A 26,150-nucleotide genomic window follows, 5' to 3' on the forward strand; every position below is an offset into this window, starting at 1 on the left:
AATTCATCTGTTTCCTCGCCACGTCGGCTCTGGGGAGGAGCACCCATGGTCACCCGGATCACGCTCATCCAAGGACATCCCGACCGGCGGAAGATCCATCTCGGCCATGCCTTGGCCGAGGCATACATCCAGGCGGCTGAAGAAGCGGGGCACCAGGTCAACACGATCTCCGTGGCCGACCTCGACTTCCCCCTGCTCCGGACCAAGGAAGAGTTCGAGAGTGGGGTGCCCCCGGAGTGCATCCGGGAGGCGCAGGAGGCGATCCGGTGGGCCGGGCACCTTGTCATCGTGTACCCCCTCTGGCACGGCATGATGCCGGCCTTGCTCAAGGGGTTCTTCGAGCAGGTCTTCCGCCCCGGGTTTGCGCTCGGCCGAGCGGGTCCCGGCAAGATGCCGCCGAAGCTGCTGAAGGGCAGGTCGGCCCGTATCATCCTGACGATGGGCATGCCGGCCCTGATCTACCGGTGGTACTTCCGCGCCCACGGCCTGAAGAGCTTGGAGCGCAGCATCCTCGGGCTTTCGGGGATTGCGCCGATCCGAGAAAGCTTGATCGGCATGGTGGAAGGCGTGGAGATGGCCAAGCGGCGGCACTGGATCGAAAAAATGAAGGACCTTGGGCGAAGGGCGGTGTAGGGATACCCCGTGGCCCGGAGGGCGAAATCAGCCGGGCGTTACGGCCGGTCCGGAGGCGGCCGCGGGGTCATCGCCTGCCGGGGTTCCTGCTTTTCGGCGCGTCGCATGGCTTGGCTGGTCACCATGTAGCCGCACTGCGCACACTGCCAGAACGCCCCCGTGTGAAAGAAGGGCTCGTGCTCGCAGACAGGACAGATCATCCCTCACACCTCCCGCCGCTTCGGTCTGGCTCGCGGCGTCCTCATCGCGGGTTGCTCGTCACCGCGTTGCGACGGCTTCGCTCCGCCGGTCCTCCGCGTCGATCTAGGACACGAGGATTGAGCGACTGTTTTCAAGCCCGCGGGTTCGGCCGGCGCGCCGAGGCTACGGCGTTCCGAACGGGCTCGTATCTTCCTTCCGGCCAGGACGAGCCCGTCCAGCGCCTGGACCAGGACCTTCTGATGCACCTGATCGACCACCTCGACCGTGCACGTACGCACGCCGCGGCGTACGGAGATCGGCGTCACCCGGCGGATGCCCGGAAAGCAAGCGAAGAGAATCGCGAGCTGGCGATCGTTGATTGAGTCCGGGAGACCGGACACGGAGAAGGAGCTCCACATCTCATTCCCTTGGTTTCGATGAGTTCGCGTCTTTCAGCTTTCTAAGCATGCTTCACGCCAACTGAATGTCATCGTGCCCTCATGAAATCCACCGGTTGGGGGCCTTCTCGAGAGAGACCTGTACCTACTTGGATACGGCATGTAGACAATTCGATACAGTGTCGCCCGGATGAGGTGAGCCGGCTCGATCTCGCCGGTTGACGGCCTGGCTTTATTTCAGCGGGTCGGTCGCGAGGCCCTTCTCCGTCGCTTGCCGGGTGCGTTCGGTGAGCTCTTCCAGAGAGCGGGGCCAATCCGCCTTCAGCAAACGAGACAAGGCGCGATCGGCCAGGAGGGTTCCGCCCGTTTGGCAGGTCGGGCAATAGTTCGCCTCGTTCTCCGAGTAGACGATGCGCTGCACCGGGGTGCCGCAGACGGGACAAGGCTGACGAAACCGCCCGTGGACCGCCATGCCCTCGCGGAAGGCGGTGACCCGCTCGGGGAACCGCTCGCCGGTCTCGGCGCGCAGCCGCTCGATCCATTCCAACAGCACCGTGCGCGTCGACTCGTAGAGTCGTTCGACCTGGGCTTCATCCAAGGACGCGGTCAACATGACGGGCGACAGACGTGCGCGGTGGAGGATTTCATCCGAATAGGCGTTCCCGATGCCGCTGAACAGGCGGGGGTCCGTGAGCCCGCGCTTGAGGGTATGGTTCTCTCGCCCGAGCGCCGAGCGGAACGCCGCAAGGTCCGCGGTGAGGGGGTCGATCCCGCCGGCATCGTAGCGCCGAAGCTCATCCGCCCCGCGCACGAGCGACAGTCTCGCACGCTTTTTCGTACCGGCTTCGGTGAGGAGGAGCGTGCCATGGGAGAAATCGAACGCGGCGAGCCCGATCTTGGCGGGAATCTTCCAGCCGGCCGGGCGCCAGTGAAACCGGCCGGCGATCATCAGATGCACGACGAGGAACAGGTCGTCGCCAAGGTTCCACACGAGCTGCTTCCCCAGACGATTCAACGCTCGAACCGTCTTGCCATGGGCCACGGTGAAGGGCGGGAGCGCGGTTCTGAGCAGAGAAGGGCCGACGACCCGAATGCATTCCAACCGGCGTCCGAAGATGAGGCGGTGGAACGCGTCGAGGTAGAGCGTGAGGTCGGGAAGCTCGGGCATCGAATGCAGAGCCTAGGCGGGATGGTGATGACGGTCAAGAGGAAGATGGACACAGTCATTTTGTGCCCGACGATACACGAGTGTGGTCAGTGACAGTGCCCGGCACGATTGGCTATACTCAGTTTCGCCACTGAACCCCCGAGACCACGAGCCCATGGCTTCTCCGCTCGAGAGAGTCACGATTCAAGGTTTTACATCGATTCGCGAGCTCAAGGACTTTCCCCTGACCAAGCTTAATATTCTGGTTGGAGCCAATGGGGCGGGGAAAAGTAATTTCGTTGATTTGTTCAGGTCGTTGCGCGCGATGGCGGAAGAAGGGCTCAGCACATTCGTGTTAGAGCACGGGAGGGCAGACGCATTCTTATTCAACGGGCCAAAAGTGACGCACTATATCATCTGCCACCTCGCTTTCGGCTACAACGAGTATCGGTTCAGACTCAAGCCGGCCGTGACCGGTGAGCTGATCGTTGACTCCGAGGAGGTTCTTTACACAGGGGGAGGAGGCTGGGAATTAAAAACAGCAGGAAAGCCTGAATCGGGTTTAAAGACATGGCGGGACGAGAAGAGCCGATGGGGATCTTATTACGGTCCTGCCCATTACGTCTCTGAATCGGTGTCTAGCTGGATCGTCTATCACTTTCACGATACGAGCCTGACGTCCGCCATGCGCAGGGATCACTCCATCAGAGACTGGCGAGGGCTTCGCCCCGATGCTGGAAACATTGCTGCGTTTTTATATCGGCTGAAACAGACCCATCGTGATGTGTACGAGGAGGTCCGCTATCACATCCGGCTGATCGCGCCATACTTCGATGATTTTCTGCTAGAACCGCAACAGAGTGGGCCTGAGGAGCTGATTCGTCTTGAATGGCAGCAGAAGGGAAGCCCCACGCCCCTACAACCTCATCAGTTTTCGGACGGCACCATCCGGTTCATCTGTCTCGCCACCGCGCTATTGCAACCCGTGCCTCCGGCGACGATCGTCATTGACGAGCCAGAGTTGGGGCTGCACCCATTCGCACTCAGCGTACTTGCTTCTCTGCTCCGACAGCGGTCCCAGAAAACCCAAATCGTCGTGTCGACACAATCCGCTCCGCTTCTCGACTACTTTGAGCCAGAGGAGATCGTCGTAGTGAATCGAGCCGGCGGTGCTTCTGATTTTCAGCGACTGACAGCGGACTCGCTGAAAGAGTGGCTCGAGGAGTACACCTTGAGCCAGCTCTGGCAGAAGAATGTGTTCCAGGCCGGCCCTGTTCATGAATAGGATCTATGTCATCGTCGAAGGTCCTACCGAGCAAGTCTTCATTCGCGAATTCCTCGCCCCTACGTTAAGTGTCGAGGTTAAGTGTCGAGCGCGTGGATCTGCGGGCTATTCTAGTGGATTGTAACAACTGAAATACTAGTATAAAATGGGCGTCCATCAGGGAGGACGCCATGACCTTAACCGACGTGGAACGCCGAGAACTGACGTGCCGCAGCCACCGTCGCAAAGGCCGGGCCGACGATGCCCGGCGGGCGCGCTGCATCTTGCTCCTGGCCGAGGGCGCGACCTGGGCCCAGATTCGTGGCCAGCTCCAGTGCGATGATACCTACATTGCACGCTGGAGCCGCCGCTTTACGGCAGAACGGCTGGCAGGGCTCTCTAGCCGCCACCGCGGGCAACCCGCCACGGTGCTCACGCCTGACCTGGAAGCGAAAATTCTGGAGTGGACGCGCCGCGGCCCGTCTGATGGCACGACGCATTGGAGTACCCGCCGGCTGGCGAAGCGGCTCGGCATCTCGCATATGATGGTGGCCCGCGTCTGGGCCCGGCATGGGCTCAAGCCGCATCGCCTCGAGCGGTACATGGTCTCGGATGATCCCGACTTTGAGCGCAAGGCCGCCGATATTATCGGGCTGTACTTGAATCCGCCGCAGCATGCCGCCGTCTTCTGCGTCGATGAGAAGACGGCGATTCAGGCCCTGGATCGCTTGGATCCGGTGCTGCCGCTCTCGCCGGGCCGCGCGGAGCGGCACGGCTTTGAGTATGCCCGCCATGGCACGCTCTCGCTGTATGCCGCCTTCGACACGCGCACCGGAGCGGTCCTGGGACGCACGGCGGAACGGCACACGTCGGCGGAGTTCGTCGCCTTCTTGACTGAGCTCGTCGCGCATCAACGGCGGGGGCAAGAGATCCATGTGATCCTGGACAATCTCTCCGCGCACAAGACCAAGCTGGTCGAGGCGTTTCTCACGGAGCACCCAACGGTCCGCCTGCATTTCACGCCGACGTACTCCTCCTGGCTCAACCAAGTGGAGAGGTGGTTTGCCAAGATTGAGCGAGACCTGATCGTACGGGGCATCTTCACGTCACAACACGATCTGAAACGGCAGATCATGCGCTATATCCGGCATTACAATAAGTCGATGAAGCCCGTGAAGTGGAAGTATGCCGATCCCCGGCATCGGATCACTATCACTTTGCCTGTTACAGTCCACTAGTAGGCAGACCTGTGGTCACCACCCTCTTCGATCGGTATGCCCTTCCACAAGATTGGCCTGGTCTGGACAAGAGCAGGAGAGTTTCAGATCTCGGACAGGCACACAGGATACTGGGCGAGGCGATGCGCGACCGGATCTATAACGCGATGGGCTCTGATTTCAACCAAAGGCGGTTCCTCCCATACATCCAATTCTATGAGATCGAGGCCTTTTTGTTCGCCGAGCCTGAGACGACCGCCAGAATGCTGGGGAATAGCGCTTGTGCGACCCAGCTCCGTGAGGTGGTGCAAGAGGGAGGAGGGTGCGAACATATTAATGATGACCCTTCAAGGGCTCCATCAAAACGAATACAGAAGCTATTTCCGTCCTACATAAAGGGCCAAAGCCCTAACGCGCATCTTGTGAGAGTTTGTGGTGAAATCGGACTAGACGCTCTGTGCACCGCCTGCCATTGTTCAGGGACTGGGTGAAGAACCTTTCGTCGTTCCAAGCCTAGCCTCCACGCCTGCGGTATGTTTTGCGTGACATAGATCAGGAGAAGGCCGGTGCCGGGAAGTAGACGGACTGCTCCAGGCGGCTAACGAGGAAGCGCGTCGTAGGACGGCCGGAATCTCGTAGAGAGCCTGAGGACGATTGAAGTGCCGTCCGACGGCGGCCACAATGCGTCATGGATTCCACCGCGGAGCGCGTTCCCCCTTCGGCTCGACCCACGCCGCCCGAGCCGCCCGTCTCACGGAAGCGGAGGCCCTGGGGGCGTCGCGCGGCGATCGCGGTCCTGGTCGCCGTCGCCCTGGTCGCCCTCTATGCGGCGCTGGGGTTCTTCGCGCTCCCCGCCTATCTCGAGACGAAGATCCCCGAGGTCGTGTCGACGCGGCTCGACCTCCCCGCCACCGTCGGCGACGTCCGGTTCAATCCGTTCACCTTGGCGCTCACCGTCCGCGGCTTCCACATCAGCGAATCGGACGACAGCCCGCTCGTGGGCTTCGAGGAGCTGCTGGTCAATCTCGCCGCATCGTCCTTCGTCACCCGCGCCTGGGTCTTCGATCAGATTCGTATTCGGATCCCGTACGCCCGGATCATCGTGGACGAGGACGGCGAGCTCAACCTGAAGGAGCTCGAGCCGGCGCCGGCGAAGGACCGCTCGAGCGACCAGCCGGGACGCGAGCCGGAGGGGGAGCCACGCCGCGCGATCCCGCCCGTGATCATCCGGGCGCTGAGCATCGAAAACGGCGTCGTGGAGTTTCACGATCGGTCTCGACCGACCCCGTATAGCGTGGACATCGTCCCCATTTGGCTCACGCTGAACAACTTTGCCACGCGCAACGGGGAGGAGAACACGTTTGCGTTCGGGGCCGAATTCGATCTGGGCGAAACGGTGAACTGGCAAGGCCGGCTGCAGGTCAACCCATTGCGCTCCGACGGCCGCATCGCGATGGCGGGGATCAAGGCGCGCGGTCTCTGGGAGTATGTGCGCGATCAAGTCGGATTCGAAGTCCGCGATGGGACGGTGCAGGCCGAGGCGGCGTATCAGCTCGAGATCGGGGGCGGCCGCCGTCGGGTCCAGGCCACGGACGGCAGCGTGCGGGTGGCCCATCTGACGGTATTCGAGCCGGGCGGCGACGCGGCGTTGCTGAGCCTGCCTGCGGTCATGCTCCAAGACCTGTCGGCCGATCTCGAGGAGCGGCGGGTGACGATCGGTGCGGTGGACTCACAGGGGGCCGCCGTCCGTGCGGCCATCGAGCCGGACGGTCGGCTGGACCTGCAACGGGTGCTCGCCGTCTCCGCTGCGCGAGAGGTGGAGCGGCCACGAGCCGACGAGGCGCGCGGGGCCGTCGACGCCTTGTCGGCGCAACCGTGGACGATCGACCTGAAGACGCTGACCATGGAGGACGCTCAGGCGGTCATGGAGGATCGCCGCACGGACGCACCCGTCCACCTTGAGCTCTCGAAGCTGTCCATCCGGCTCGATGATCTCTCCTATCCGAGCCCGTCCCGCGCGCGGCTCGATGCGTCGGCGGCGGTCAACACGACCGGCACGATCAACGCGAATGGCGAGGTGCGGGTACAGCCGATTGGCGCGGATCTGCAGGTTCAGATGGCGAAGCTCCCGCTGGTGCCGTTCCAGGCGTATCTGAACCAAGTCGCGGCCGTCGACATCAAGAGCGGCGTCGCCGACGTGACCGGTCGCCTGGTGTATCAGGCGGGCGACCCCGCCTCGGTGGAGTTCCACGGGGAGGCGGGAATCACCGACCTGAAGACCGTGGACGCACACCTCGACCGGGACCTGTTGAACTGGGATCGGTTGACGGCCGGCACGATCACCCTTCGGCTTCCCGAGCGCCGTCTCGCCGTCGAGGAGATCATCGTGCGTCGTCCGTACGCCGAGGTGATCATCGCCGAGGACCGGAGCGTGAACCTCAAGACCGTCATGAACAATGGCCGCGCCACCGAGCCCATCGAGCGGGACCGTGGTCCGGCCACGGCCCCCTTGACCACGACCATCGACGCCGTCCGAATCGTCGACGGCTCGGCGCACTTCGCCGATCTCTCGATCCAGCCGCAGGTCGACACGGGGATCTACCGCTTGAACGGCTCCGTTCGCGGGCTGTCCTCGGATGAGAAGGCGCGCGCGAAGGTGGCGCTGCACGGCGAAGTGGACAAGTACGCGCCGGTGACGATCGCCGGCCGGATCAATCCCTTGAGCACCAAAGCCTTCACCGATCTGCACGTGTCGTTCAAGAACGTGAACCTGACGACGTTGTCGCCCTACTCGCGAAAGTTTGCGGGCTATCCGATCGAGAAGGGCAAGCTGTCGATGGACATCGACTATCGTCTTGCCCGGGGGCGTCTCGAGGCGGACAACGAGGCCGTCATCGATCAGCTCACGTTGGGCGAGAAGGTGGACAGCCCGGATGCCACGTCGCTCCCCGTCAAGCTCGTCGTGGCCCTGCTCAAGGATCGGCACGGCCGCATCAACCTCCAACTCCCGGTCCGCGGCGACCTCAACGATCCCGACTTCCACTATGGCCGCCTGGTTTGGAACGCGATGGTGAATCTGTTCCAAAAGATCATCGCCTCCCCCTTTGCCTGGCTCGGCAATCTGATCGGCCGAAGCGGCGAGGAGCTCAGCGAGGTCCGTTTTCCGCTCGGCCGGACCGAATTGCCGGCCGAGGACCGAGACAAGCTGGAGGCCCTGGCCGCCTCGCTCGAGGACCGGCCCGCGCTCCAACTGGAAGTGACGGGGACGGCTGATCCCATCACGGACCGCGCGGCCCTGCGTGAGCTCATCTTGACCGAGCAACTGACGGCATTGAAGCAGGCTGCCGCCGCGGGCGGATCCCGGATCCCCGGTGGACCGCGTCCGGACAAAGGGCCGGACGAGGAGGCCCGCTGGATCGAGGCGCTCTACATCCGTACGTTTGGAGGATTGCCCGAGGAATTGGAGCACGGCGAGGGCCTGTCCGAGACAACCACGGACCTCCTACGGGCTCGCCTGCTCGAGGGCATTGCCGTGGAGGACGATCGGCTTCGCCGGCTGGCCCAACAGCGGGCGGCGGCGGTCCAGGAATTCTTGGTGAACCAGGCGGGTGTCCCTCCCGATCGGGTCTTCATGCTCGGTGTACGCCTCGAGTCGCAAGCGGACGGCGACCGGGTCCCGACCCGCTTGAGCGTCTCGGCCGGATGAAAAGATCGAGAAGATGAGGAGGTGCCGAAGGAAGCCGCGGGGCGTCCGCCGTCAGACGAGGCGGCGTCGTCCTTGATGCCCGAAGGGGCGGAGTGAGCCATTCGAGGAACCCATGCCGCCTCACATCACGCTTGGACGGGTCTTCGGGATCAGCATCGGCCTTCACCTGAGTTGGTTCCTCATCGCCTTGCTGATCACGCTTTCGCTGGCCGCTCATTTCTCCAGCACGAACCCCGTGTGGACGTCCGCCGCCGTGTGGGTGTCGGCGATCGTGACGGGCCTTCTGTTCTTTGCCGCCATCGTGCTGCACGAGCTGGCTCATGCGCTGGTCGCCCGGGCGAGGGGGGTGCCGGTCCGGTCGATCACGCTGTTTGCGTTGGGCGGCGTCTCGAACATCGAAAAGGACGTGGGCGACGCGAAGACCGAATTCTGGATGGGGATCGCGGGCCCGCTCATGAGCGTGGCGGTCGGTCTCCTGTGCTTGGGCTTGGTCTGGGCGCTCGGCGGTTTTGAGCCGGGAGCCGAGCTGACGCCCCGCACGCCCCCCATGGCCGTCTTCGCCTGGCTCGGCTACATCAACCTCGTGCTGGCCGCCTTCAACATGATCCCCGGCTTTCCCCTGGATGGCGGCCGCGTCCTGCGGGCCGCCCTGTGGGGGATGCACGGTGACAAGCGACGCGCGACGCGGACGGCCGCGCGGACGGGGCAGGTGGTGGCCGCGCTGTTCATCGTCCTGGGCTTCCTCGGCTTCTTCGGAGGGGGCGGCTTCGGGGCCCTGTGGATCGCGATCATCGGGTGGTTCCTGCTCAGCGCGGCGGGCGCGAGCCTGGTCCAATTGGAGATGCTGACGGGGCTTCAGGGATTGCGGGTCCGTGACGTGATGACGCAGGACTGCGTCCGGATCGAGCCGGGCGTGTCGCTGCAGACGCTCGCGGACGAGTACGTGCTGCGGACGGGACAGCGGTGCTTCTTGGTCGCGCAAGACGGCGCGATTCGGGGACTGGTCGCGGCGAGCGACCTGAAGGCCGTCGAACGCGAGCGATGGCCGCGGACCTCTGTGGAGGCGGTCATGCGCCCGCTCGAGCGGCTCCAGACGGTCCGACCCGAGACGCCGCTGGCCGACGCGCTCGAGATCATGGGCCGTCACGACGTCAATCAACTGCCGGTCCTCTCGAACGGCCGCCTCGAGGGCATGCTGACGCGCGGCCAGATCCTTCGCGTGCTGGAATCCCGAGCCGAGTTGGGAATGTAGGTCAGGTGCTCGGTCGTCACGCCCGACCAAAGATCGGCCTATCCATGTCCGGCCTTGCGCTCATCGCCGTCCTTGCGTTCCGCCTGCGCTTTCAATCGGGCGATTTCCTTTTCGAGCTCGATCATCTTGAGCTCCCGGCCGACCACGACCTCCTCGAAGCGCTGGAGCTCGGCAATCTTGTCCTGCAACTTGGACTGCGACGCCTGGAGCTGCGTGACCGCCCGTTCAGCGCGTCGGCGCGCCCGCTGTTCGGCTTCATACAGCCGGGCGTTGTCGACGGCGATCGCGGCCTGAGCGGCCAGCGCGACGACGATGCGCTCCACCCGCTCCGTGAAGACCCCCCGGTCGGGATGCCCGAAGAACAGGCCGCCGAGGACTTGCCCGCTGCGGGAGACGACGGGTACTGCCAGGTAGCTGGTGACGGGTAGATGGCCCGGCGGCATCCCGCGATACGGCTCGTTCTTGCCGTAGCGGGGATCTCGTGTGACGTCGTCGATCCGGACCACGCCCTCGCCCCGAAAAGTCGGGCCGAAGAGCTCGGTGTTCCTCGGCATCGGGAAACCGGAAAACGCGTCGCGCGGCACGCCCGAGATGGTGTAGAGCGTATAGGACTCGCCGCGATCGTTCACCAGGTTGTAGAAGAAGGCCCCGAAGGCCGCCCCGCTCACGTGCGTGGCGGCATCGGTCACCGCCTGCACGACCTTTTGGAGGTCCAGCTCGGATGAAAGGGTCTGTCCGATCCGGTTCAAGATCTCGAGCGTCTCGGTTTCCTCACGAATCTTCCGCTCCTCTTCCTGGCGCTGCCGGCTCCCGACGATCGACACGGCTGCGTGGTTGACCGCGACCTGCAGTAACAGCCGGTCCAGCGGGCTCGGAACCGGCTTTGAGTGAGGCGAGGCGACGACGACGGCGCCAAGCGGCGGGTGGCCAAGGCATTCGATCGGGAGGCGTACCGCGACGAGCGCGTCCGAAGCCTTTCCGTCGAGCGGTGGCGTGTCATGCGGGGTCGCTCCGTTGGCAATGGCTCGGAGCAACCGGCCGATCTCCTCGCCCGTCTCGGCGTGACCCCGCACACGGTTCGTCCGAAGCACCTCAATGGCCCGTTCGCCTTGGGCCGGTTCCAGGTAGACGTAGACCAGCGTGGGGCGAAGCGTCTGAAGCACCACGTCCGCCAAGTTTTCGGCGATCCGCGGCGGGCTGGCGCTTTGCAAGACCGTGGGGAGGCTCGAGAGCGCAAGGAGATCGCGAAGGCAGCTCTGGAGGCCCTGGACGTCCGCGCTCTGGAAGATGTCTTGAAGGCAGTCCGACATGCTCGTCCTCGCCGCGTCCCTGGCCGCGATCGTTGCGCACACGTCACCGGGAGCCGTTCACTCGATCATGCGGCCGTCAGGCTCCAGCCGGTCGTTCGCCGGGGCTCGACCTGCTTTCAGGCTGGAGAAGGCCGTGGCACGCGTCTAGACGGAGATCCGTGCCCTCCTTGCGGCGAGCTCTTGCAGGAATACATCCGGCGGTACGTAGAAGGGATTCTCCTGAACGATGCCGCCGATGATCACGGCAGGATGCGTGCGAAGGATATCGATCACGACGCCGGCATCGAACCGACCGAGGTCATAGGTACAGATCACGGGGTCGGGATATTTCGGAAGCACGTAGTTCAATCTGGTTTCGTATTCGACGATATCGTCGACGCCCGGGCGGTCCTCCCGCGCCCATTCCATGTGGGCCACCAACCGGGCGAGCCGGAAGCCTTGCATTTTCGTGGCCGTCAACAGCTCCTCGATCAACGTCAGCATGGCCTGCTGATCGAAGCGCCCGTCTCGTAGATAGGCTTCCTCCCAGTCCAGCACCTCGAGCTGGTGGCGCTCGGCCGCGGCGTCGACGTCGATCCCGGACTCGGCCAGCCGCCGGAGGTGGTCCTGACGCAACCGAGCATCGACGATGTGGATACCTTTTTCACCGCGCGCCAGTCCCTCCCGGATGAACGGCAGGAACACCCCATACTCTTCATCACGGCTGTTGAAGAACGCGCAGAGATGACGGCACCCTTCGAGCGTCTTCCCATTCAAGACAATGGCATCGTCCTGGACCGTGACCATGATCCACCTCCCTCTACGAGCCCCATGCTCCGTGTGATATGCCGGCTGGCTTCCCTGCCTCTGCCCCCTCACCACCGAGACGCGTCGGACGCCCCGCGTCTCTGTCCGCACCGTCAGTGGGTCTCGTGGCCCACGCTTGCGTTTCTCACGTCCCTCGTGTCGGGTGACGAGACCGCCATGAACAGCAACGAGGCGAGACTCATGAGCATAGCGCGGTTCGTCTCCTGCCGCTGTAGGTGAAGCGCGTAAGTCGCGCCCGCTTCAATTCCGACACAGGGGCCCGACGCCTGGTCGAAGTTCCCTGCAACGAGAGGAGCGCGTGTCTGTCGCGCCTGCGCGAGGCTGACCACCATACATGTGGCGACGGCGGTCGCGCACGAGGCTGGTCTGGCGGCGGAATGCGGGAGGCGGCACCAAGCCGCTATCCGGCTACAGGAGGGGAATAGAACGGCCGGCCGTCTCCCGGAGCGCAGGCGGTACCGCTCCGGGAGGCGACCGCGGGCCGAAGATCAGGGGCTCGGACGGCGCGTCTTCTCATCCGGCGCCGGCATCGAAGACGTCGTCACGCCAATAGTCGCAGCCACCCGGGAGGCAGGGGCGGCCTCCGTCATACGGGGTGTTGATGGACGCTTCCGGCGTGCTCACCGGGACCTCGTGGAACGACTCGATGTCCCGCGACGTCATCATCTGAAAGAGGTCGTCCGCCGCTGCGGCGTTGATGCCGTGCGAGCGGGACGTCAACATCCGGATCAACTCCCCCTGCGCCGTCTGGACCACCGTGTCGTTACGCGCCTCCAGGCCTTCGCGGATCATCCGGACGGTGTCCAAGTAGGGCTGCCAATCGGCGAGGGGATCGGCCTGTTGATAGAACACGACCGTATTGTTGAACTGATCGATCCAGGCGTCGTCCGCGGCGGCCGGGACAACCGCGAGAGCGGTGAGCCCAAGGAGCACGACCCCTGCAAGTGTGATGGAAGGACAGCGATGGTTCATGGTGACCTCCCGACGTGTGATGTGGATCCGTGCCGAGTGCGACTCCGGACACGGAGCCGCGGCATCGTGACGAGGCAGAAGCTACGGCAAAGCCTCACGCTTCGCCATGGCCTGATTGGGTGGTTTTCGATGCCCCGATCGGGTGAAGCTCCGTGGTGAGGTCGAGCCGCGGTAAGCGACGGCGGACGGTTCGTGGAGGAGTGGCCCGGCGGCGGATCGTCGGTGGAGCTCCAGCAGAGATCGGGCCTCGGCTGGCATCGCTCGCGACGAGGATCGACTGAACGTTACCGCGTTCGTCTCAGACGCTCGAACTGCCGTTGCAACTGATCCAATTCGGTATCGGACAGGTCTTCCAAATCGATCAGAGCGTTGCGCGCCCCTTTCACTCCACGAATCAATTCGTCCAGCTTGAGATGAATGGCCTTGGCGTCGCGATTCTGTGTGTTTTGGATGAGAAAGACCATGAGAAATGTCACGATCGTGGTGCCGGTATTGATGACCAATTGCCAGGTATCGGAAAAGAGAAACATCGGTCCCGTGGCCAACCATGCCATCACGACGACGAGTGCAAGAAGAAACGCCCATGGTGAGCCCATGGCCATGGAACACTGTTTCGCGAACACGTGAAAACGGTCGGTGATTGTGGGACGGGTCGTCGTCATGTTCTGCCTCCGGGACGTGATGGTTCGAGCATGCGGTCCGTGATGGTTCTCCTCGCTCGATCGTTCGGCCGGGCGGTAGAAGAGTCGCCGGATGCCGTCAGGATACTACGAACGGGTGGGGGCCGGCTCCCGGCTGGAATCAGACGGCAATCGACCGCCGAACGGAGCCGCCGCTGGAGACCGAGGGCGTCCGACCGTCTCACAGCACGAGCGTCTCGTAGCTCGGGGGGCTGCACGCACCGCCGTCCCACTCGACCATGAAAATGGCCGAGCGCTCGGAGGACAACGAGAGGAGGCGCCTGCCGTCTTGCACGAGCACGCTCTCGCCTCGCGTGAAGTCGAGTGTGCCGTCGGCACCGGTCCGATTGCAGACGAAGAGCGGCAGACCTGTGGCGTGCGTGCAGCGCTCCCATTCTCCGTTGGGACCGTGAAACCCGGGCGCCCATGCCGCCGCCGACACCAATTGCGCAGCGCCCTGATCTCGGAGCCGCTCCGCGATCGCGGGCGAACACGCGTCGGCACAAATCAGGATGCCGACACGCCCGAAACCCGGGACCGTCACGGGCTCGACCTGCTCCCCCGGTGTGGACCACGCCTCGGAGCCGGCTCGCAGCGTGTTGATCTTCCGATGCCGTCCGAGGATCGCTCCCGAACGGTCGATGACAAAGACGGTGTTGTGCAGGTTCATGGAGCGGGGGTCCCGTTCAGGATGGGAGAGGAACACGGTCACACGCCAGTGAGCCGCGAGGGCACAGATTCGCGACATCCACGAGTCGGGTTGCGGGAGGATCCAGTCCGTGCCGATCTCTCTCGAAAACGCATACCCACACACGACCAACTCCGGCGTCAGAATCCACGCGGCCCCGGCCCGTCCGGCGGTCTCGATCGCCGTTTCGATGAGCCGGCGGTTGTGCGCGAGGTCACCGGGGACAGGCGCGAGGTGCAAGAAGGCGAGCCGCACGATGCCTCCCGGTCAACGTCTCAGTACGCACCCGCAGCCCGACGTCGTTCGCCGCCGCGGCGGACGGGCCGGCTGGCGCGAGGGCCGCCTCACCTCTGCTCGCGTGAGGAATCGATCAGTCCCGCGGCCGGGGGCTGCGCCTGCGCTTTCGTGAACCGGACCGTGCGGAGGGAACATCTTTCGCGTGTAAGGTCTGGAGCAGCAGCACGACGGCATGGGGAATCCGCGAGCGCTCTTGGCACCAACGGGCGACCGAGCTGGTACTGACGTCGAGGTAGCGTGCAAACGTCTCTTGGGTGAACCCAAGCCGCCTGAGAGCCGCTTTCAACTGGCGCCCGGTCATGGCCTCCCTCGCCCGCGTATCGTAAGGTAAGTAGGGAGGGGTATGCAAGGATGTCGTCGGGTCTGCTACGTCGAAGAACGAATTGATCGATCGGCACCGGGCGGGTATGATCGACTCCGTGCCTAGGCATTTTGAACAGCAGCTCTCTGCACCGATGCCACGACCGATGAGACGTCGCCGATGGGCGGATTGAGCCGGAGCCTCCTCGGCTGTTCAGCCTGTCTCGTCGTTGCGGCCATCGACAGCGCCACGCCGCTCGGCCGCAGCACCCCCATCCTCTATTTGATTCCGGTGTCCTGGGTGTCCATGTGGTCGCCGGCTCAGGACTTGTGGTCGCCCTTGCTGACGGCGATCACCGCGACGGTCTTCACCGCGGGAGCCTCCTACATCTCTCCCGTCGCCGACTGTGCCTCGTTGGCCTTCAGCAATCGGACGCTCGCGATCGTCGTCATGTGGTCGGTGCTGCTCGGCGCGCTGACGCGGAAGACCTATGAGCAGGATCGACTGTGGCGGAGAAGCGAGTGAGGGGTGCGAACAGCGCGACGTGCTCAGTTGAGGCGCTGCTCAACGGCATCCGACGACCCATCGAAAAGGGCCGGCGTCATCCGTAGGTCGGCTCAGCGGTCCTGCTCGGACAGCTCGATCTTCGCATCGGCTTCCAGCGCGAACCGCCCGCGCCCGCGAGGGACGAGACGGACGTCCGGGCATTTGAGCTCCATCCGCTTACGCAGCAGGATGAGTCGGCTTTCCAGGTTGTCCTTGATCTCGGGCAGGCGAAGCCAGGAATCGACACGCAACTCGCGATTGGTGAATTCCGTACGGCCCTCGTCGCGGTGCCGGGTCAGCAGACGCCAAAGGATGCGACCGGGGACGTTCCGAATGAGGTACTCCCCGTCGACGAAGACCGTCTCGTCGGCATGGAAGAAACGGAAGCGCCGGGTCGGCGCGGCGGCCGATACGCGGAGGGGGGTGGCGTGAGCCGGCTGGAGCGGGGGAGCCTCGTCCGCTTCCCGGCCGAGGTGATCGATACCGGCCGCCAGTTGGCCGGCCACGATCGTGAGGAGCGTCTCTTCGCGGGGCATGAAGGCCATCGACTGAGGACTCTCCACGGCGAGCACACCGACCAGGCGGCCGCGAACGACCAGCGGCACGGCGATCTGCGAAGCGGCCCCGGTCAGGCCCGGCAAGGGAATCTCACGACTGACCGCGTCCGGTCCGGCCACGGCCTTGGCCCGTCGGCGGACCGCCCGGGCGTAGCGAAGGCTATGGTCGATGGCCGAGAGGCGCAACGTGCGACGCGCCCGTGCGACCATGCCGATCAGTCCCTCCCCCATCCCGACCTCCGAGCCGACTCCATGTTCGGGATACCCCCGGCTCGCAATCGTCAGCAGCTTGGCCTGCCGCTCATCGGGCACGAGAATCATGGCATGACGAAAGCCGAAGCGCTCGTCCAGGAGCTTCAAGACCTGCTCTAGGAGCGCCTCCAGCGAGTCGGTCCGGTTCAAGTGCTCGGCGATGAGCCGCAGCGACACCAGGTCGGCATCGATCATGAGGGGGGAGGTGCGCTCGGAGGGGGGAAGCGCCGGGAGTCGGGTGAACCCGGCCACGTGCTCGATGTGCAGCACTTCGTAGACGTCGGCGGCCCGGAGGCGGAAGACTTCGCTCATGCCTTCGTACGAGGCGATGGCCTGCAGTTGCAGCGACATGGCCTCGAACAGGGGGCCGGATGATTCCGAGTGCCGATAGCGCAGGCCCAGCCGGTACGTGTGGAACGTACGGGGGTCGTGGACCATCACACAGGCGAGCGGATTCTCACGGACGTTCCGGTGGGTCTTGTTGAAAAACTGAAAGGAGATCGCGACGTGGCTCGCGTCGACGTAGTAGACCTGACTGACGTAGCTGATGTTCGGCGTGCCGTCGCGTGAGCAGGTGCTCATGGCGGCGGGGATGATGCCCTGCAGGCAGGGCCACAGATCCTCGAGCGTCAGCGAGGGCTCGGCCATCCTCACACCTTTTCACCGGCCCCCGGCCCGGGGGTTTGGAGGAAGACGTCGGTGACGTCCACCTCGACGACGAGTGCGGGTTCGGTGATCAACGCCTCCACGAAATAGGCCGGGATCCCGACGGCCGTGAGCTCCCCCAGGAAGTCGCGGGCCCAGCGGCGCCGGCGCTGATCGTCGTGCGGTGTGGCGGGGCGGAGCGCGCGGAGCCGGCCTTTGAGCTGGCAGGCGACGTGATCCGTGGGACGCGAGCAACTGATCGCGATCCGGCCGTTGTCTCGCAGGTTCTCAAGCGTCCGGGCCGAGATCGCCTCGGTCAGGAAGATCGTCACGGTGGTCCGGTCCTCGCCGACGTGAAGGCCCCATGCGCGCGTCGATTCGGGCATGAGCGAGGCGTCGCGGGTCCCGACGACCACCGACACGCCGGTCCGAAGGAGCTCGACGATCTCTTGCGGGATCATGGGCGCGGCGATCTTAAGAAAGAATTAGGCGAAGATAGCATATTTTTAAGAACTTCTCCGTGATGTCTCGTGATACCGTTGCCCCTGCCGACGGCGGATTCTGATCCGTCCCCCTCACGGAGGGGCGATCGCCGGTCTTCGTCGTCGATCAGAGTCATCATCCGCTCACCATCCCACAGGAGGTTCCTATGTTGGTCACACGCTTTCGAACGGTATTGATCCTGTTCATCCTGATTCACGCGATCGCGATCGGTTCGGATTCGAGCGAGGCTGCGCCCGCCGCGCCCGGTTCAGCCGGCTCTCCGGTCGTCTTCGTCGCCCATGACTACGGCTTCACAGGGCCGGATCGCATCCCGGCGGGAATGACGACCATGCAGGTCGTCAATCAGGGACAGGACGTTCACCACATTCAAGTCGTCAAGCTCCTCGAAGGCAAGACGGCGGCGGATTTGGCGACGGCGCTCAAGAGCGACCAGGGCCGTTTCCCGAGCTGGGTCAAGATGGTCGGGGGACCCAACGCGGTCGGCCCCGGCAGCCAGGCGCTCGCGACGATGAATCTCGTGCCGGGAGAGTACGTGTTGCTCTGCTTGATTCCGGACAAGCAAGGCGTCCCGCACCTCGCGTTGGGGATGCAGAAGGGCATCACGGTGACGGGCGCAAAACCCTCGCTCGTGTCCGAGCCGGCTGCTGCCTCGGGCATCGCGCTCGAGGACTTCCGCTTCAAGCTGTCCGGCCCCATCGCCGCCGGGGCTCACACGATTCGTGTGACGAACCAGGGCACGCAACCGCATGAGGTCGTGGTCGTCCAGTTGGCCCCCGGCGTGTCGGTCAGCGAATTCGTCTCCGCCGTGGAGAAAGGGACCTCGGGGCCGCCCCCGGGAAAGCTCATCGGCGGTCTCGTGGGGCTGGAGACCGGGGACCATGCCTTTTTCAAGGCCGACTTCGAGCCCGGGCGCTACGGTCTCATCTGTTTCTTCCCCGATGCGGGGACCGGCCAGCCGCATTTTGCACGCGGCATGACGACCGAGTTCACGGTGAAATAGAGTGCGACTGGGCCGGCGGCGGCGCCGCCGGCCCTGCCCGGTGGCCTGATCGTTTCCGCACGTGTCGCGGCCCCTCTCGCCTGCTGGTCTTGGTCGTCGACCGGCCCCTACTGCTCAGGTCCGAGCGTGCTCATGGAGCGTGCTTGGCGACTTTCCGGACGGCATGTCCCGGTCAGCGTCGCCTGTCCATGGAATCACCGGCGTCGATCGTCTAACTTGTTGAAACGCCATGACCCCATCGCGTTTGGTCTGGTCCGCCGCTTGCTAGCTCGCCGTCGGTATGAAACCTCGCGTGCGAGCGCTACCGCTCTTCTTGCTGCTCCTGGTCTCCTGCACCATGCCGAGCGTCACACTGCATGGGCTCACCACACCGAAGCCGGATCCGTCCCGGCGGGACCTCGTGCTGCTGGCGGACCGACATCAGGCGGAGAACTACCGCGACCTTGCCGAAAGTCGAATCAGCACCGCTGCCGCCCTGGCCGAGAACGGGGATGAATCCGGTGCGAACAAGGCCCTGTACGAAGCCGTGCAGTATCACGTGATGGCGGAGCAGGCGGACGAACGCGTAGCGGAGCGGATCAATCAGTCGCCGACGGAATGACGGGGTCGGAGCCGCCGCTCATGTGCACGGTGTAGCGGCCGGTGAGCTGCCGGCCGGGGGCGAGGCGGATGAGGCCCCATGCCGGGTGATTGAACGCGTCGGTTGCGCACGTCATCGGTTCGATCGCCAGCGCCCGTCGCGGCGCCGCTGTGATCGCATCCCCGGTGTACACGACGACCGCGGTGAACGTCTGGTCCATCGTGACGGCGATCGTCCGGCCTTCGCGTGGATGCCGCAGGCGGACCACGCACGTCCCGTCAGGGCCGCGCAGCAAATTGACGTAGCAGTGGTTGAGCCGGGCCGCACCCACACGGCGGGACCCGCGATAGTCCCACGGCGTTCCCTCCACGGGCAGCACGCGGCCCGTCGGGGCGAGCGTCTCCCCCATCTCCAGGTAATGAGTGGCAGGGATCCGCACGTCCGCCTCATCGATCATGGCAGTCCCCACGGTGAAATAAGGGTGGAACCCGACTCCAACCGGCGCCGCGTTCGCCCCCACGTTGCCGACTGCGAAGGAACAGGTTAAACCTCCTGCTTCGAGCCGATAGCTTACGCGCACGGCCAGAGAGAAGGGATAGCCGCGGCGTTCGTAGTGGGCCTCGTCGATCTCCACCGCGAACGAGGCATGGGTCGCCGTGTACTCCTCGACCCGCCAGGCCACCGAGCGAAGAAAGCCGTGGATCGCGTTCGGTCCTTCTTTGTCGTTGCATTCGAGCTGATAGCGCGCGCCGTCGAATTCATACCGTCCGTAGGCGATGCGCCCGGGGAACGGGATCAACACGTCGCCCTGGCCGCCTTTCTTGTTGCCGCCGCCTGAATAGCCCCAGAGGACGTCCGTTTCCCTACCGCGCTCGAGGACGAAGTACCGGCGGAGGGAGGCGCCCCACGGGGACACGATCGCGCGCTGAGCGCCGAGAGCAAGCGTCAGCTCCGTGTCAGGTGTGATCGTCATGTGCCCCTTCATTGCGCGCCTGTCTTCCCGGTGAGGGGAGGGAAGGCGAGCGTGGTTGCGTTCGTCCGGCGGCGGGAACATCACGGGGCAAGGCGAGCATGGGGGTGGCGATGTCCCACATGGGACTCATCCACCCCTCACGGATGCGGAATCGCACGCTGCCGGCTGTGCAAGAACGCGCAGTCGACCGCGCACCAGCCGCCGGTGCCGAAGGTTAGGACGTTCCAGCCAGGCACCGCATACGAACCGGAGCGGTTATCCATCGGTACATGCCTTGCATACTCGTCCCGCCACTCGCAGGCTGGTGCTTCCTGTCGTCTTGCCCTCGCTGCTCCGCGCACTCCGCCCGCCATGCTTTCCCCGCTGACGATCATCCGCAGGTCCTGAAGAGACGGGGATGAACCCGAGGCCATGGCCGGCGAGAAGGGCGACCGCCAGACGGAGGGACTGGATGAGAATCAAATGGTCCGAATTCGAGCCGAACGCCTTTTCCTTTCTTGACGACCCGGTCTTGATTCTCGAGGATTTTTGGACGGCGAGCGAGCGCGCCCTGTTCCGCGAAGCCATGTCGACCGGCTCTTGGACCTCGCTCTCCGACATGCCGGCGGTGCGCGCCGATTTCCCCGGCTCGGGGAATTGGAGCAAGGGGGAGCTGGGAGCGAGGGAGCGCGGGGTCCTGTTGAGCCGGCTCCAGTTGCCCTGCATCGCGGAGTACGTCGAATCATTTCCGGCCATCGCGTCGCGCCATGTCAGCTTTCACTACTATTCGTACGGTCCGGGCGACTGTTTGCTCACCCACGATGACACGGTGCAGCGCGGCGGACAGGATCCGGTGCGCCGCGTCGCGGTCGTCACGTACCTGCACGACGAATGGGCGCCCGATTGGGGCGGGGAGTTGATTCTCTACCAGCCCGGGGAGAGCCGGCGCGATCGGAGGCCGGCGCTCTCGATCACCCATTGCATCGCGCCCGATCCCGGCGCGCTCGTCCTGTTCACCGTGCCTCGACTCCATCGCGTGTGCCGAGTGGACCCCACCTGCGGGGAACATCGGCGCCTGTCGATCGCAGGGTGGTTCATGACCTCGCATGCCGTGGCCGCCCCGCGACGGACGGCGGCGCCGGGGCAGCCGGTCCGGCGATAGGGACGGCGCGCCAGCCTGAGCAGATGCGGGCGCCACAGGTGCGCCCAGCCGGTGGGCGCCGGCGCCTGCATCTCGCCTCACGGCTCCCGCACATGGAAGTCTGCGGCTCGCCGGTACAGCTCCGCTCGATGCTCGATCAACACGTCGAAGGTCGGCAGGTCGGCCGGAAGCCAGATGAGCCCGGCGGGATCACGCCGCCGATGCCGCGCGATGATCGCCTCGGTCGGCGCGTCCAGCCAAAACAGGACCCCGAAGCGCTGCAGGTGCGCCATGGCCCGCGATCGGTAGATCACCGAGCCTCCGGTCGCGATCACCGCCGGTGCGGGCGCAAGGGAGAGGACGACCTCTTCCTCCAAGTCACAGAATCCGTGCGGCCCCTTGGTCTTCAGCAGCTCCTCCAGGGAGCACCCCGCGCGTTCGGATAGCACGGTGTCGGTATCGATGAAGGGGACCGCAAGCTCACGAGCGAGTCGTCGCCCGAGGGTGCTCTTTCCGACCGCGGCCATTCCAATCAAGACGCAGGCGGCCGGCTCCGGGAGCACACGGTCCGACAGGCGGGTCGCCGCCAGCCGTCGCGCCAGTTCATCCATGCCGGGCCCGTGCATCTCGGGATGGTAGCGCAAGCCGAGCCCGATCGTCCACGGAGGCTACTCGACGCCCCGCTGCGTCCGACCTTCGGAGGCCTTCGGGGGTGCGGCCGGGCTCTCATCCCAGAGACCGCGCTTTCCCCGTCTGGCCTCGTCTTCCAATTCCGAGAGCCGTGCGTCGATGAGCGACGCCGAGATGCGGGCCCAGCCGGCCTTCACCATCTCGTAGGCCAGCGATCGCCCGTCGGGCAGAAAGACGTCGCCCCACACGCGCCGGCGGCGGTCCTGTCCGAGCGGCTTGACCGTGATCGTCTGCCCCGCGACGTGTCGGGCGACGAAGGCCCGCGACTCCGGACCGAACCGCTGCGCGGGGGCCGGACATTCGATCCCGGCCACCCGAATCACCACCAGCTTGCCTTTGGCGCGCACGACCACCTGGTCGCAGCTTCGCACGGTCACCACCTGCCCATGGATCTCCGGCGCCGCCGCGGTCCCGAGAGCCGGTTGGACGACGAGAAGGGCGAGGGTCATGAAGACGGGGAGGGCGCTCACTCGTGAAGGCTCCGCTTCGGCTTCAGCCTGGTCCAGTCATACTCCAACCGCGCGCGCAAGGATGTCCGCGCACGACCTACGCGGCCGGCCGAGCAGCCGCCCGAGACCAGGAGGGCGGTCAGCGCCATGGCGAGGCGCGCCGAGGACCGCTCAGCCCCCCGCTCGATCTCGGTGGACGGTGTCGGGGGAAAAGGCGGGAAGGCAGACGGCGATGTACTCGGCGCCGTCGGTCGGGGTGCTGTAGCGGACCCATTCTCCACGGGGAACGATGACCGCCTGCCCGGCCTTCACGTCGAGCGCCTCGGCGGCGGACTCGACCCGCAACGTCCCCTTGAGCACCACCGTGTACTCGTCGAACTCGGGCGTTTGGCCGGGTTCGACCCAGCCCGGCGGGCTGGTCATTTTCGCAATGCTGATCGACGGGGTGCCGGAATTCACGCGGCCGATGAACTCCTCGATGATCTTCGGCTTGTTGCCCGCGGCTTGGATCATCGACGGTGCGGAGATCAGTGTCGCCATGGGGTCTCCTTGCACCGGCTCGACGAGGTCGAGCCGGCGGCACTGGCGGAAGAAGGCCGGCTACTTGACGATGTCGAGCAGCTCGACCTCGAAGACGAGCGTCGCACCGGGTTTGATCTGCGGCGGCGCGCCGCGATCCCCATAGGCCAGGTTCGCGGGGCACACCAGGCGGCTCTTCCCGCCGACCTTGATCTGCTGGACGCCCTCGGTCCAACACTTGATGACGTTGCCGAGCGGGAACGTGGCCGGTTCGCCGCGTTGGACCGAGCTGTCGAAGACGGTGCCGTCGATCAGCGTCCCGTGATAATGCACTTTCACGGTATCCGTGGCCTTCGGGGAGGCCCCCTTCCCAGGCTTGATCGTGGTCACGATCGCCCCGGACTCGGTCTTCATCGCACCCGGTTCGGCGGCGGCCTTGGCGAGGAAGGCCGTCCCGGCTTTCTTCTCGGCTTCCGCGACGACCGCGGCGCGCGCCTGCTGTAGTTGCTGGATCTTCGGTCCGTACGCCTGGAGCTCCACCTTGCGCGGGCGTTTCAACACGCCGTCGGTCAATCCGGCCTTGACGAGCTCGAGCTCGGCCTCGCTCAAGCTGAAGCTGCTCAGCGATTGGCTGACGGCGAGCCCGAGGGCATAGAGCGTTTTCTGATCCTCGTTCGCCGGCTCGGGTGCAGCCGCCGACGCGGCCGGCACGGTGAAGCAGGCCAGGGTGAGGACCAAGAGCCCGGAGAGCGCGATTCGCATGAGTGATCCTTTCTTACGCTTGGACGGTGAGCCCGACCCGCCGTCGGCGCGACTCCGTCGGGTGACCGGTTGGTGACGGTGGACGCGCTAAGATATGCCAACTGCGGCGGAGTCTCAACCGGTTTGTGCCGGGAAGCCCGGCGGCGGGATCGGCATGCTGCCGTCCCCGGCCACCGGAGACGGCAGCGATACGGCTACTTCATCTTCTTGGGGTCCTGATGGATCATCAAGTGGGCGTACGGGGTGCCGTCGAACATGACGTAGACGCCCGAAGGATTCGGTTTGTTGGGTAGCATCGACGTCTTCGAATCGAAGGGCCACATGATCATCCAGTGCGGCGGCTCTTCCACCACCTTCGCGCCGGGCTCTTCCTTCATCAACACCTGGCCGTCCTTTTCCCAGTGCGAACCCCCTCGCGCCATGTAGGCGATCCCGGGGACCGTGTTGCTGGGCTTCGGGGCGTTGGTCATGACGTCGTCCAACCACTGCTTCACGGCGGCATCCATGCACATGGGATCGGGAATCGGGAGATTCATCACCGTGGGAATGCAGGTGAAGCCGTTCGAGCCGGGGCGCGCTTCTTTGAGCTTCCCGTCCTTCCCGAACACCATGACCGCCGCGTCTTTCGCGATGTGCGCGGGCGCGGCGCTGAGGGCGAGCTTCAGTTGCTCTTGCTCGGACAGGGATTTCACGTCCTTTGCGGGCGCCTGTTTTTTGGACGCCTTGTCAGCCGCATCGGACGGGATTGAGATCGCCGAGTACGCGACCGCCAGACAGCAGGCGGTCAACACGGTGACGGATCGCCACGTCTTCATAGCCTCCTCCTTGTTTGCACGGCGCAACTGCGACGCCGAACGCCTGGACATCTGCACGTGGAAAAACAAAGGCGGGCGTATTGTAGGTGAACGGGAGCGCTTTGTGAACGGGACGAAGGCGCGGCCGAATGGACCTGTATCCGACGGAGGCCTACGTCGTCTCAGGCGTCCTCCCACAGCGCAGGCGCTGATCCACGAACTCGGCTGAGTTGACATGTCCGGACACTTTGTCCAACGCAGGCGAGCTATCCTCCGCCTCGCCTCATGGGTCGGCCCGTCTACGGGGGATTCTCGAAGGGGAATCACGCCTTATCGCGATCGGCCTGCAGCGAGCGGGAGGTATGCGCTTTGCACCACGTGGCTCTTCGTATGTACGAGCCAGAAGGAGGCCACTATGAACTCACGAACGTGCACCATCGCGACGGTGCTGATCCCGCTCGTCATGCTCGCCGGGTGCAGTCATACGATCCCTCAGTCCTCGGCCAAGCCGGTTCCGCCGCCTCAATTCGGGCAGACGCCGCCGGCGGCGCGCGCCTCGCTGGAGACCACCCGCAAGATCGGGCCGGAGTCGGTCCTGCCCGTGACCCTCACCGCGGACCTCTCGTCCGTGCAGCAGGCGATTCAGCGTGCGATTCCGGACCGCTTCGATGACGCCGATCATCCACTGGGTGCGGACTACCACTGGACGTTCATCCGGGAAGGCGACCCGACCGTCTCGATCCAAGATGGGCTGGTGACCTTTCAGGCCGTCTATCGCGGCGAAGTCGAATCAGGGGCGGCACGCGCGTGCCGGCTCGATCCCCTGTACCCCGTGCTGGAGGGGACGGGCCAACTGACCTGGCGCCAGCAGGATGAGCTGTTGCTGCTCACCCTATCGAATCCTCAGACGACGATCACGCTGAAGCCGGAGAGCGACGCCAAGTGCAACATGTTCAACATCCCCGTGCACCAGCAGTTGGCGGAATTGTTCAAGCAGGAAGCGGTGAAGCAGCGCATCGCCAATGCGGTCAATCACAGGGCGTTCTCCATTCCCATTCAGCAGGTCTGGGAGCGGTTGCATGGACCGATGGCGGTGTCGGTCGTGCCCGCCAATGCGCAGCTCTGCTTGTACGGAGCGCCCAAAGAATTCACGGTCGGCTCCATGAAAGGGAGCGCCACGCAGATGATGATCAGCGGCGTGGCCCGCGAGACGCCGACCGCGCTCTATGAGCCGACGTGCCATCAACCGTCGGTCGCCCCGCTCGACGTGAAGTCCGGATCGGTCAGCGCGGAGGGACAGCCCTACAAGATCATGGCGTCCCTTGCCATTCCGTATGCGGTGCTGAATCAGCAGCTCCAGGACAAGCTGTTTCACAAGGAAGCAAAGCTGGAGAAAACCTGGTCCGATCACGTCGTCATCGAGCGGGCGGCGGCGGCGGACGCGAACGGCCGGGTGCTGTTCAGCCTCGACACCAGCGGGGACTTGAACGGCACGATCTATTATTGGGGGACGCCGCGGGTGGAAGACGGGGGCAATACGTTGACCTTCCCCGACCTTCAGATGGCCACCGAATCGAAGACGGCGTTGGACTCCATCAAGCTCGGATACTGGCAACTGGTCGATGCGAAGCTCCGGGACTGGCTCCGTTCGGCCTCGACCGTGGATCTCTCCCAGCGCGTCGGACAGATGAAAACGGCCATGAGCCGGCAGCACAAGTCGGGCGACCTGACCATGGATCTGCTCGTGGCGCGCCAACAGGGAGAGCGAGCCTACTCCACCCCGCAGGCGGTCGTGGCGGACATTCTCTTGGAAGGGACGGCGACGGCCGCCGGGCGGCTGCCCGTCGAAGGAGCCGCACAGGGCGGACCGCCGCCCGAGCTCAGGAGCCGCCGGGAGGTGATGTAGC

27 protein-coding genes are annotated in these 26,150 nt (G+C 64.8%); 12 read left to right on the forward strand and 15 right to left on the reverse strand.

Annotation, left to right across the window (positions count from 1 at the left end; all coding sequences use genetic code 11):
• Positions 1-45: 45 nt before the first annotated feature.
• Positions 46-633, forward strand: a complete 588-nt coding sequence (locus ACWHYV_RS10975) for an NAD(P)H-dependent oxidoreductase (protein ID WP_447976537.1) — start codon at positions 46-48, stop codon at positions 631-633.
• A gap of 38 nt (positions 634-671) precedes the next feature.
• Here the strand turns inward: ACWHYV_RS10975 and ACWHYV_RS10980 are convergent, their stop codons facing one another.
• Positions 672-833, reverse strand: coding sequence for a hypothetical protein (locus ACWHYV_RS10980; protein WP_447976538.1), 162 nt, complete (start codon positions 831-833; stop codon positions 672-674).
• Positions 834-950: 117 nt separating this feature from the next.
• Here ACWHYV_RS10980 and ACWHYV_RS10985 point away from each other — a divergent pair, with 117 nt between their 5' ends.
• Positions 951-1,196 carry a hypothetical protein gene (locus ACWHYV_RS10985; RefSeq protein WP_447976539.1) on the forward strand — a complete coding sequence of 82 codons (246 nt, stop codon included), beginning with the start codon at positions 951-953 and terminating at the stop codon, positions 1,194-1,196.
• A 247-nt stretch (positions 1,197-1,443) separates the two neighbouring features.
• Here the strand turns inward: ACWHYV_RS10985 and ACWHYV_RS10990 are convergent, their stop codons facing one another.
• Complete coding sequence (locus ACWHYV_RS10990; RefSeq protein ID WP_447976540.1) at positions 1,444-2,379, reverse strand: Fpg/Nei family DNA glycosylase; 936 nt, start codon at positions 2,377-2,379, stop codon at positions 1,444-1,446.
• Positions 2,380-2,533: 154 nt separating this feature from the next.
• Between ACWHYV_RS10990 and ACWHYV_RS10995 the strand changes: the two genes are divergently transcribed.
• The 5 genes from ACWHYV_RS10995 (at position 2,534) to ACWHYV_RS11015 (ending at position 9,797) form a co-directional block, all read left to right on the forward strand.
• Entirely contained in the window at positions 2,534-3,643 is a 1,110-nt protein-coding gene (locus tag ACWHYV_RS10995) for an AAA family ATPase (RefSeq protein WP_447976541.1), read from the forward strand.
• A gap of 170 nt (positions 3,644-3,813) precedes the next feature.
• Complete coding sequence (locus ACWHYV_RS11000) at positions 3,814-4,860, forward strand: IS630 family transposase (protein WP_447976542.1); 1,047 nt, start codon at positions 3,814-3,816, stop codon at positions 4,858-4,860.
• 11 nt (positions 4,861-4,871) lie between these two features.
• Positions 4,872-5,330 (forward strand): DUF4276 family protein, encoded by a 459-nt coding sequence (locus tag ACWHYV_RS11005; protein WP_447976543.1) that lies wholly within the window; start codon positions 4,872-4,874, stop codon positions 5,328-5,330.
• A 197-nt stretch (positions 5,331-5,527) separates the two neighbouring features.
• The gene (locus tag ACWHYV_RS11010) at positions 5,528-8,545 is read left to right on the forward strand and encodes a DUF748 domain-containing protein (RefSeq protein ID WP_447976544.1); all 3,018 of its coding nucleotides are present in this window, start codon (positions 5,528-5,530) and stop codon (positions 8,543-8,545) included.
• 112 nt (positions 8,546-8,657) lie between these two features.
• The gene (locus ACWHYV_RS11015) at positions 8,658-9,797 is read left to right on the forward strand and encodes a site-2 protease family protein (protein WP_447976545.1); all 1,140 of its coding nucleotides are present in this window, start codon (positions 8,658-8,660) and stop codon (positions 9,795-9,797) included.
• Between the two features lie 38 nt (positions 9,798-9,835).
• On the opposite strand, the gene ACWHYV_RS11020 is transcribed toward ACWHYV_RS11015, so the two are convergent.
• The 5 genes from ACWHYV_RS11020 to ACWHYV_RS11040 all read right to left on the reverse strand — a co-directional run bounded on the left by ACWHYV_RS11020 (position 9,836) and on the right by ACWHYV_RS11040 (position 14,509).
• On the reverse strand, positions 9,836-11,107 hold the full coding sequence (locus tag ACWHYV_RS11020) for a GAF domain-containing protein (protein ID WP_447976546.1): 1,272 nt from the start codon (positions 11,105-11,107) through the stop codon (positions 9,836-9,838).
• 144 nt (positions 11,108-11,251) lie between these two features.
• On the reverse strand, positions 11,252-11,893 hold the full coding sequence (locus ACWHYV_RS11025; RefSeq protein WP_447976547.1) for an MEDS domain-containing protein: 642 nt from the start codon (positions 11,891-11,893) through the stop codon (positions 11,252-11,254).
• A gap of 534 nt (positions 11,894-12,427) precedes the next feature.
• On the reverse strand, positions 12,428-12,886 hold the full coding sequence (locus tag ACWHYV_RS11030) for a hypothetical protein (protein WP_447976548.1): 459 nt from the start codon (positions 12,884-12,886) through the stop codon (positions 12,428-12,430).
• A 284-nt stretch (positions 12,887-13,170) separates the two neighbouring features.
• Positions 13,171-13,548: a low affinity iron permease family protein gene (locus tag ACWHYV_RS11035; protein WP_447976549.1), complete on the reverse strand. Its 378-nt coding sequence runs from the start codon at positions 13,546-13,548 to the stop codon at positions 13,171-13,173.
• A 199-nt stretch (positions 13,549-13,747) separates the two neighbouring features.
• Positions 13,748-14,509 (reverse strand): carbon-nitrogen hydrolase family protein, encoded by a 762-nt coding sequence (locus tag ACWHYV_RS11040; RefSeq protein WP_447976550.1) that lies wholly within the window; start codon positions 14,507-14,509, stop codon positions 13,748-13,750.
• A 523-nt stretch (positions 14,510-15,032) separates the two neighbouring features.
• Here ACWHYV_RS11040 and ACWHYV_RS11045 point away from each other — a divergent pair.
• Entirely contained in the window at positions 15,033-15,377 is a 345-nt protein-coding gene (locus tag ACWHYV_RS11045; RefSeq protein WP_447976551.1) for a hypothetical protein, read from the forward strand.
• A gap of 92 nt (positions 15,378-15,469) precedes the next feature.
• Here the strand turns inward: ACWHYV_RS11045 and ACWHYV_RS11050 are convergent, their stop codons facing one another.
• Together ACWHYV_RS11050 and ACWHYV_RS11055 are read right to left on the reverse strand one after the other, a co-directional pair.
• Positions 15,470-16,855: a GAF domain-containing protein gene (locus ACWHYV_RS11050; protein WP_447976552.1), complete on the reverse strand. Its 1,386-nt coding sequence runs from the start codon at positions 16,853-16,855 to the stop codon at positions 15,470-15,472.
• 2 nt (positions 16,856-16,857) lie between these two features.
• Entirely contained in the window at positions 16,858-17,313 is a 456-nt protein-coding gene (locus tag ACWHYV_RS11055; protein ID WP_447976553.1) for a pyridoxamine 5'-phosphate oxidase family protein, read from the reverse strand.
• 188 nt (positions 17,314-17,501) lie between these two features.
• On the opposite strand from ACWHYV_RS11055, the gene ACWHYV_RS11060 reads away from it, so the two are divergent.
• Positions 17,502-18,356: a hypothetical protein gene (locus tag ACWHYV_RS11060; protein ID WP_447976554.1), complete on the forward strand. Its 855-nt coding sequence runs from the start codon at positions 17,502-17,504 to the stop codon at positions 18,354-18,356.
• Between the two features lie 292 nt (positions 18,357-18,648).
• Positions 18,649-18,957: a hypothetical protein gene (locus ACWHYV_RS11065; RefSeq protein WP_447976555.1), complete on the forward strand. Its 309-nt coding sequence runs from the start codon at positions 18,649-18,651 to the stop codon at positions 18,955-18,957.
• Here the strand turns inward: ACWHYV_RS11065 and ACWHYV_RS11070 are convergent.
• Positions 18,935-19,909, reverse strand: a complete 975-nt coding sequence (locus tag ACWHYV_RS11070) for an aldose epimerase family protein (protein ID WP_447976556.1) — start codon at positions 19,907-19,909, stop codon at positions 18,935-18,937. The two genes, ACWHYV_RS11065 and ACWHYV_RS11070, sit on opposite strands and share 23 nt — an antisense overlap.
• Positions 19,910-20,360: 451 nt before the next feature.
• Between ACWHYV_RS11070 and ACWHYV_RS11075 the strand changes: the two genes are divergently transcribed.
• Entirely contained in the window at positions 20,361-21,050 is a 690-nt protein-coding gene (locus tag ACWHYV_RS11075; RefSeq protein ID WP_447976557.1) for a 2OG-Fe(II) oxygenase, read from the forward strand.
• 77 nt (positions 21,051-21,127) lie between these two features.
• Here the strand turns inward: ACWHYV_RS11075 and ACWHYV_RS11080 are convergent, their stop codons facing one another.
• From ACWHYV_RS11080 to ACWHYV_RS11100, 5 genes are all read right to left on the reverse strand, one after another.
• Positions 21,128-21,640, reverse strand: a complete 513-nt coding sequence (locus ACWHYV_RS11080) for a shikimate kinase (protein WP_447976558.1) — start codon at positions 21,638-21,640, stop codon at positions 21,128-21,130.
• Positions 21,641-21,697: 57 nt separating this feature from the next.
• The gene (locus ACWHYV_RS11085; protein WP_447976559.1) at positions 21,698-22,189 is read right to left on the reverse strand and encodes a thermonuclease family protein; all 492 of its coding nucleotides are present in this window, start codon (positions 22,187-22,189) and stop codon (positions 21,698-21,700) included.
• A 150-nt stretch (positions 22,190-22,339) separates the two neighbouring features.
• A complete protein-coding gene (locus ACWHYV_RS11090) occupies positions 22,340-22,708 on the reverse strand; it encodes a cupin domain-containing protein (protein WP_447976560.1) in 369 nt (122 codons plus the stop codon).
• 60 nt (positions 22,709-22,768) lie between these two features.
• A complete protein-coding gene (locus ACWHYV_RS11095; protein WP_447976561.1) occupies positions 22,769-23,449 on the reverse strand; it encodes an FKBP-type peptidyl-prolyl cis-trans isomerase in 681 nt (226 codons plus the stop codon).
• Between the two features lie 194 nt (positions 23,450-23,643).
• A complete protein-coding gene (locus ACWHYV_RS11100) occupies positions 23,644-24,264 on the reverse strand; it encodes a hypothetical protein (RefSeq protein ID WP_447976562.1) in 621 nt (206 codons plus the stop codon).
• A 394-nt stretch (positions 24,265-24,658) separates the two neighbouring features.
• On the opposite strand from ACWHYV_RS11100, the gene ACWHYV_RS11105 reads away from it, so the two are divergent.
• Positions 24,659-26,149, forward strand: a complete 1,491-nt coding sequence (locus tag ACWHYV_RS11105; protein WP_447976563.1) for a DUF4403 family protein — start codon at positions 24,659-24,661, stop codon at positions 26,147-26,149.
• The last annotated feature ends 1 nt before the right edge of the window (position 26,150 follow it).

This window comes from Candidatus Nitrospira bockiana (assembly GCF_965152565.1).

Coding starts and splice junctions, on each gene's coding strand:
- ACWHYV_RS11010 (WP_447976544.1), top strand. CDS start 5,528: ATGGATTCCACCGCGGAGCGCGTTCCCCCTTCGGCTCGACCCACGCCG.
- ACWHYV_RS11020 (WP_447976546.1), bottom strand. CDS start 11,107: ATGTCGGACTGCCTTCAAGACATCTTCCAGAGCGCGGACGTCCAGGGC.
- ACWHYV_RS10995 (WP_447976541.1), top strand. CDS start 2,534: ATGGCTTCTCCGCTCGAGAGAGTCACGATTCAAGGTTTTACATCGATT.
- ACWHYV_RS11075 (WP_447976557.1), top strand. CDS start 20,361: ATGAGAATCAAATGGTCCGAATTCGAGCCGAACGCCTTTTCCTTTCTT.
- ACWHYV_RS11050 (WP_447976552.1), bottom strand. CDS start 16,855: ATGGCCGAGCCCTCGCTGACGCTCGAGGATCTGTGGCCCTGCCTGCAG.
- ACWHYV_RS11095 (WP_447976561.1), bottom strand. CDS start 23,449: ATGCGAATCGCGCTCTCCGGGCTCTTGGTCCTCACCCTGGCCTGCTTC.
- ACWHYV_RS11030 (WP_447976548.1), bottom strand. CDS start 12,886: ATGAACCATCGCTGTCCTTCCATCACACTTGCAGGGGTCGTGCTCCTT.
- ACWHYV_RS10990 (WP_447976540.1), bottom strand. CDS start 2,379: ATGCCCGAGCTTCCCGACCTCACGCTCTACCTCGACGCGTTCCACCGC.
- ACWHYV_RS11015 (WP_447976545.1), top strand. CDS start 8,658: ATGCCGCCTCACATCACGCTTGGACGGGTCTTCGGGATCAGCATCGGC.
- ACWHYV_RS11100 (WP_447976562.1), bottom strand. CDS start 24,264: ATGAAGACGTGGCGATCCGTCACCGTGTTGACCGCCTGCTGTCTGGCG.
- ACWHYV_RS11060 (WP_447976554.1), top strand. CDS start 17,502: ATGTTGGTCACACGCTTTCGAACGGTATTGATCCTGTTCATCCTGATT.
- ACWHYV_RS10980 (WP_447976538.1), bottom strand. CDS start 833: ATGATCTGTCCTGTCTGCGAGCACGAGCCCTTCTTTCACACGGGGGCG.
- ACWHYV_RS11055 (WP_447976553.1), bottom strand. CDS start 17,313: ATGATCCCGCAAGAGATCGTCGAGCTCCTTCGGACCGGCGTGTCGGTG.
- ACWHYV_RS11045 (WP_447976551.1), top strand. CDS start 15,033: ATGGGCGGATTGAGCCGGAGCCTCCTCGGCTGTTCAGCCTGTCTCGTC.
- ACWHYV_RS10975 (WP_447976537.1), top strand. CDS start 46: ATGGTCACCCGGATCACGCTCATCCAAGGACATCCCGACCGGCGGAAG.
- ACWHYV_RS11000 (WP_447976542.1), top strand. CDS start 3,814: ATGACCTTAACCGACGTGGAACGCCGAGAACTGACGTGCCGCAGCCAC.
- ACWHYV_RS11070 (WP_447976556.1), bottom strand. CDS start 19,909: ATGACGATCACACCTGACACGGAGCTGACGCTTGCTCTCGGCGCTCAG.
- ACWHYV_RS11025 (WP_447976547.1), bottom strand. CDS start 11,893: ATGGTCACGGTCCAGGACGATGCCATTGTCTTGAATGGGAAGACGCTC.
- ACWHYV_RS11090 (WP_447976560.1), bottom strand. CDS start 22,708: ATGGCGACACTGATCTCCGCACCGTCGATGATCCAAGCCGCGGGCAAC.
- ACWHYV_RS11105 (WP_447976563.1), top strand. CDS start 24,659: ATGAACTCACGAACGTGCACCATCGCGACGGTGCTGATCCCGCTCGTC.
- ACWHYV_RS11080 (WP_447976558.1), bottom strand. CDS start 21,640: ATGGATGAACTGGCGCGACGGCTGGCGGCGACCCGCCTGTCGGACCGT.
- ACWHYV_RS11035 (WP_447976549.1), bottom strand. CDS start 13,548: ATGACGACGACCCGTCCCACAATCACCGACCGTTTTCACGTGTTCGCG.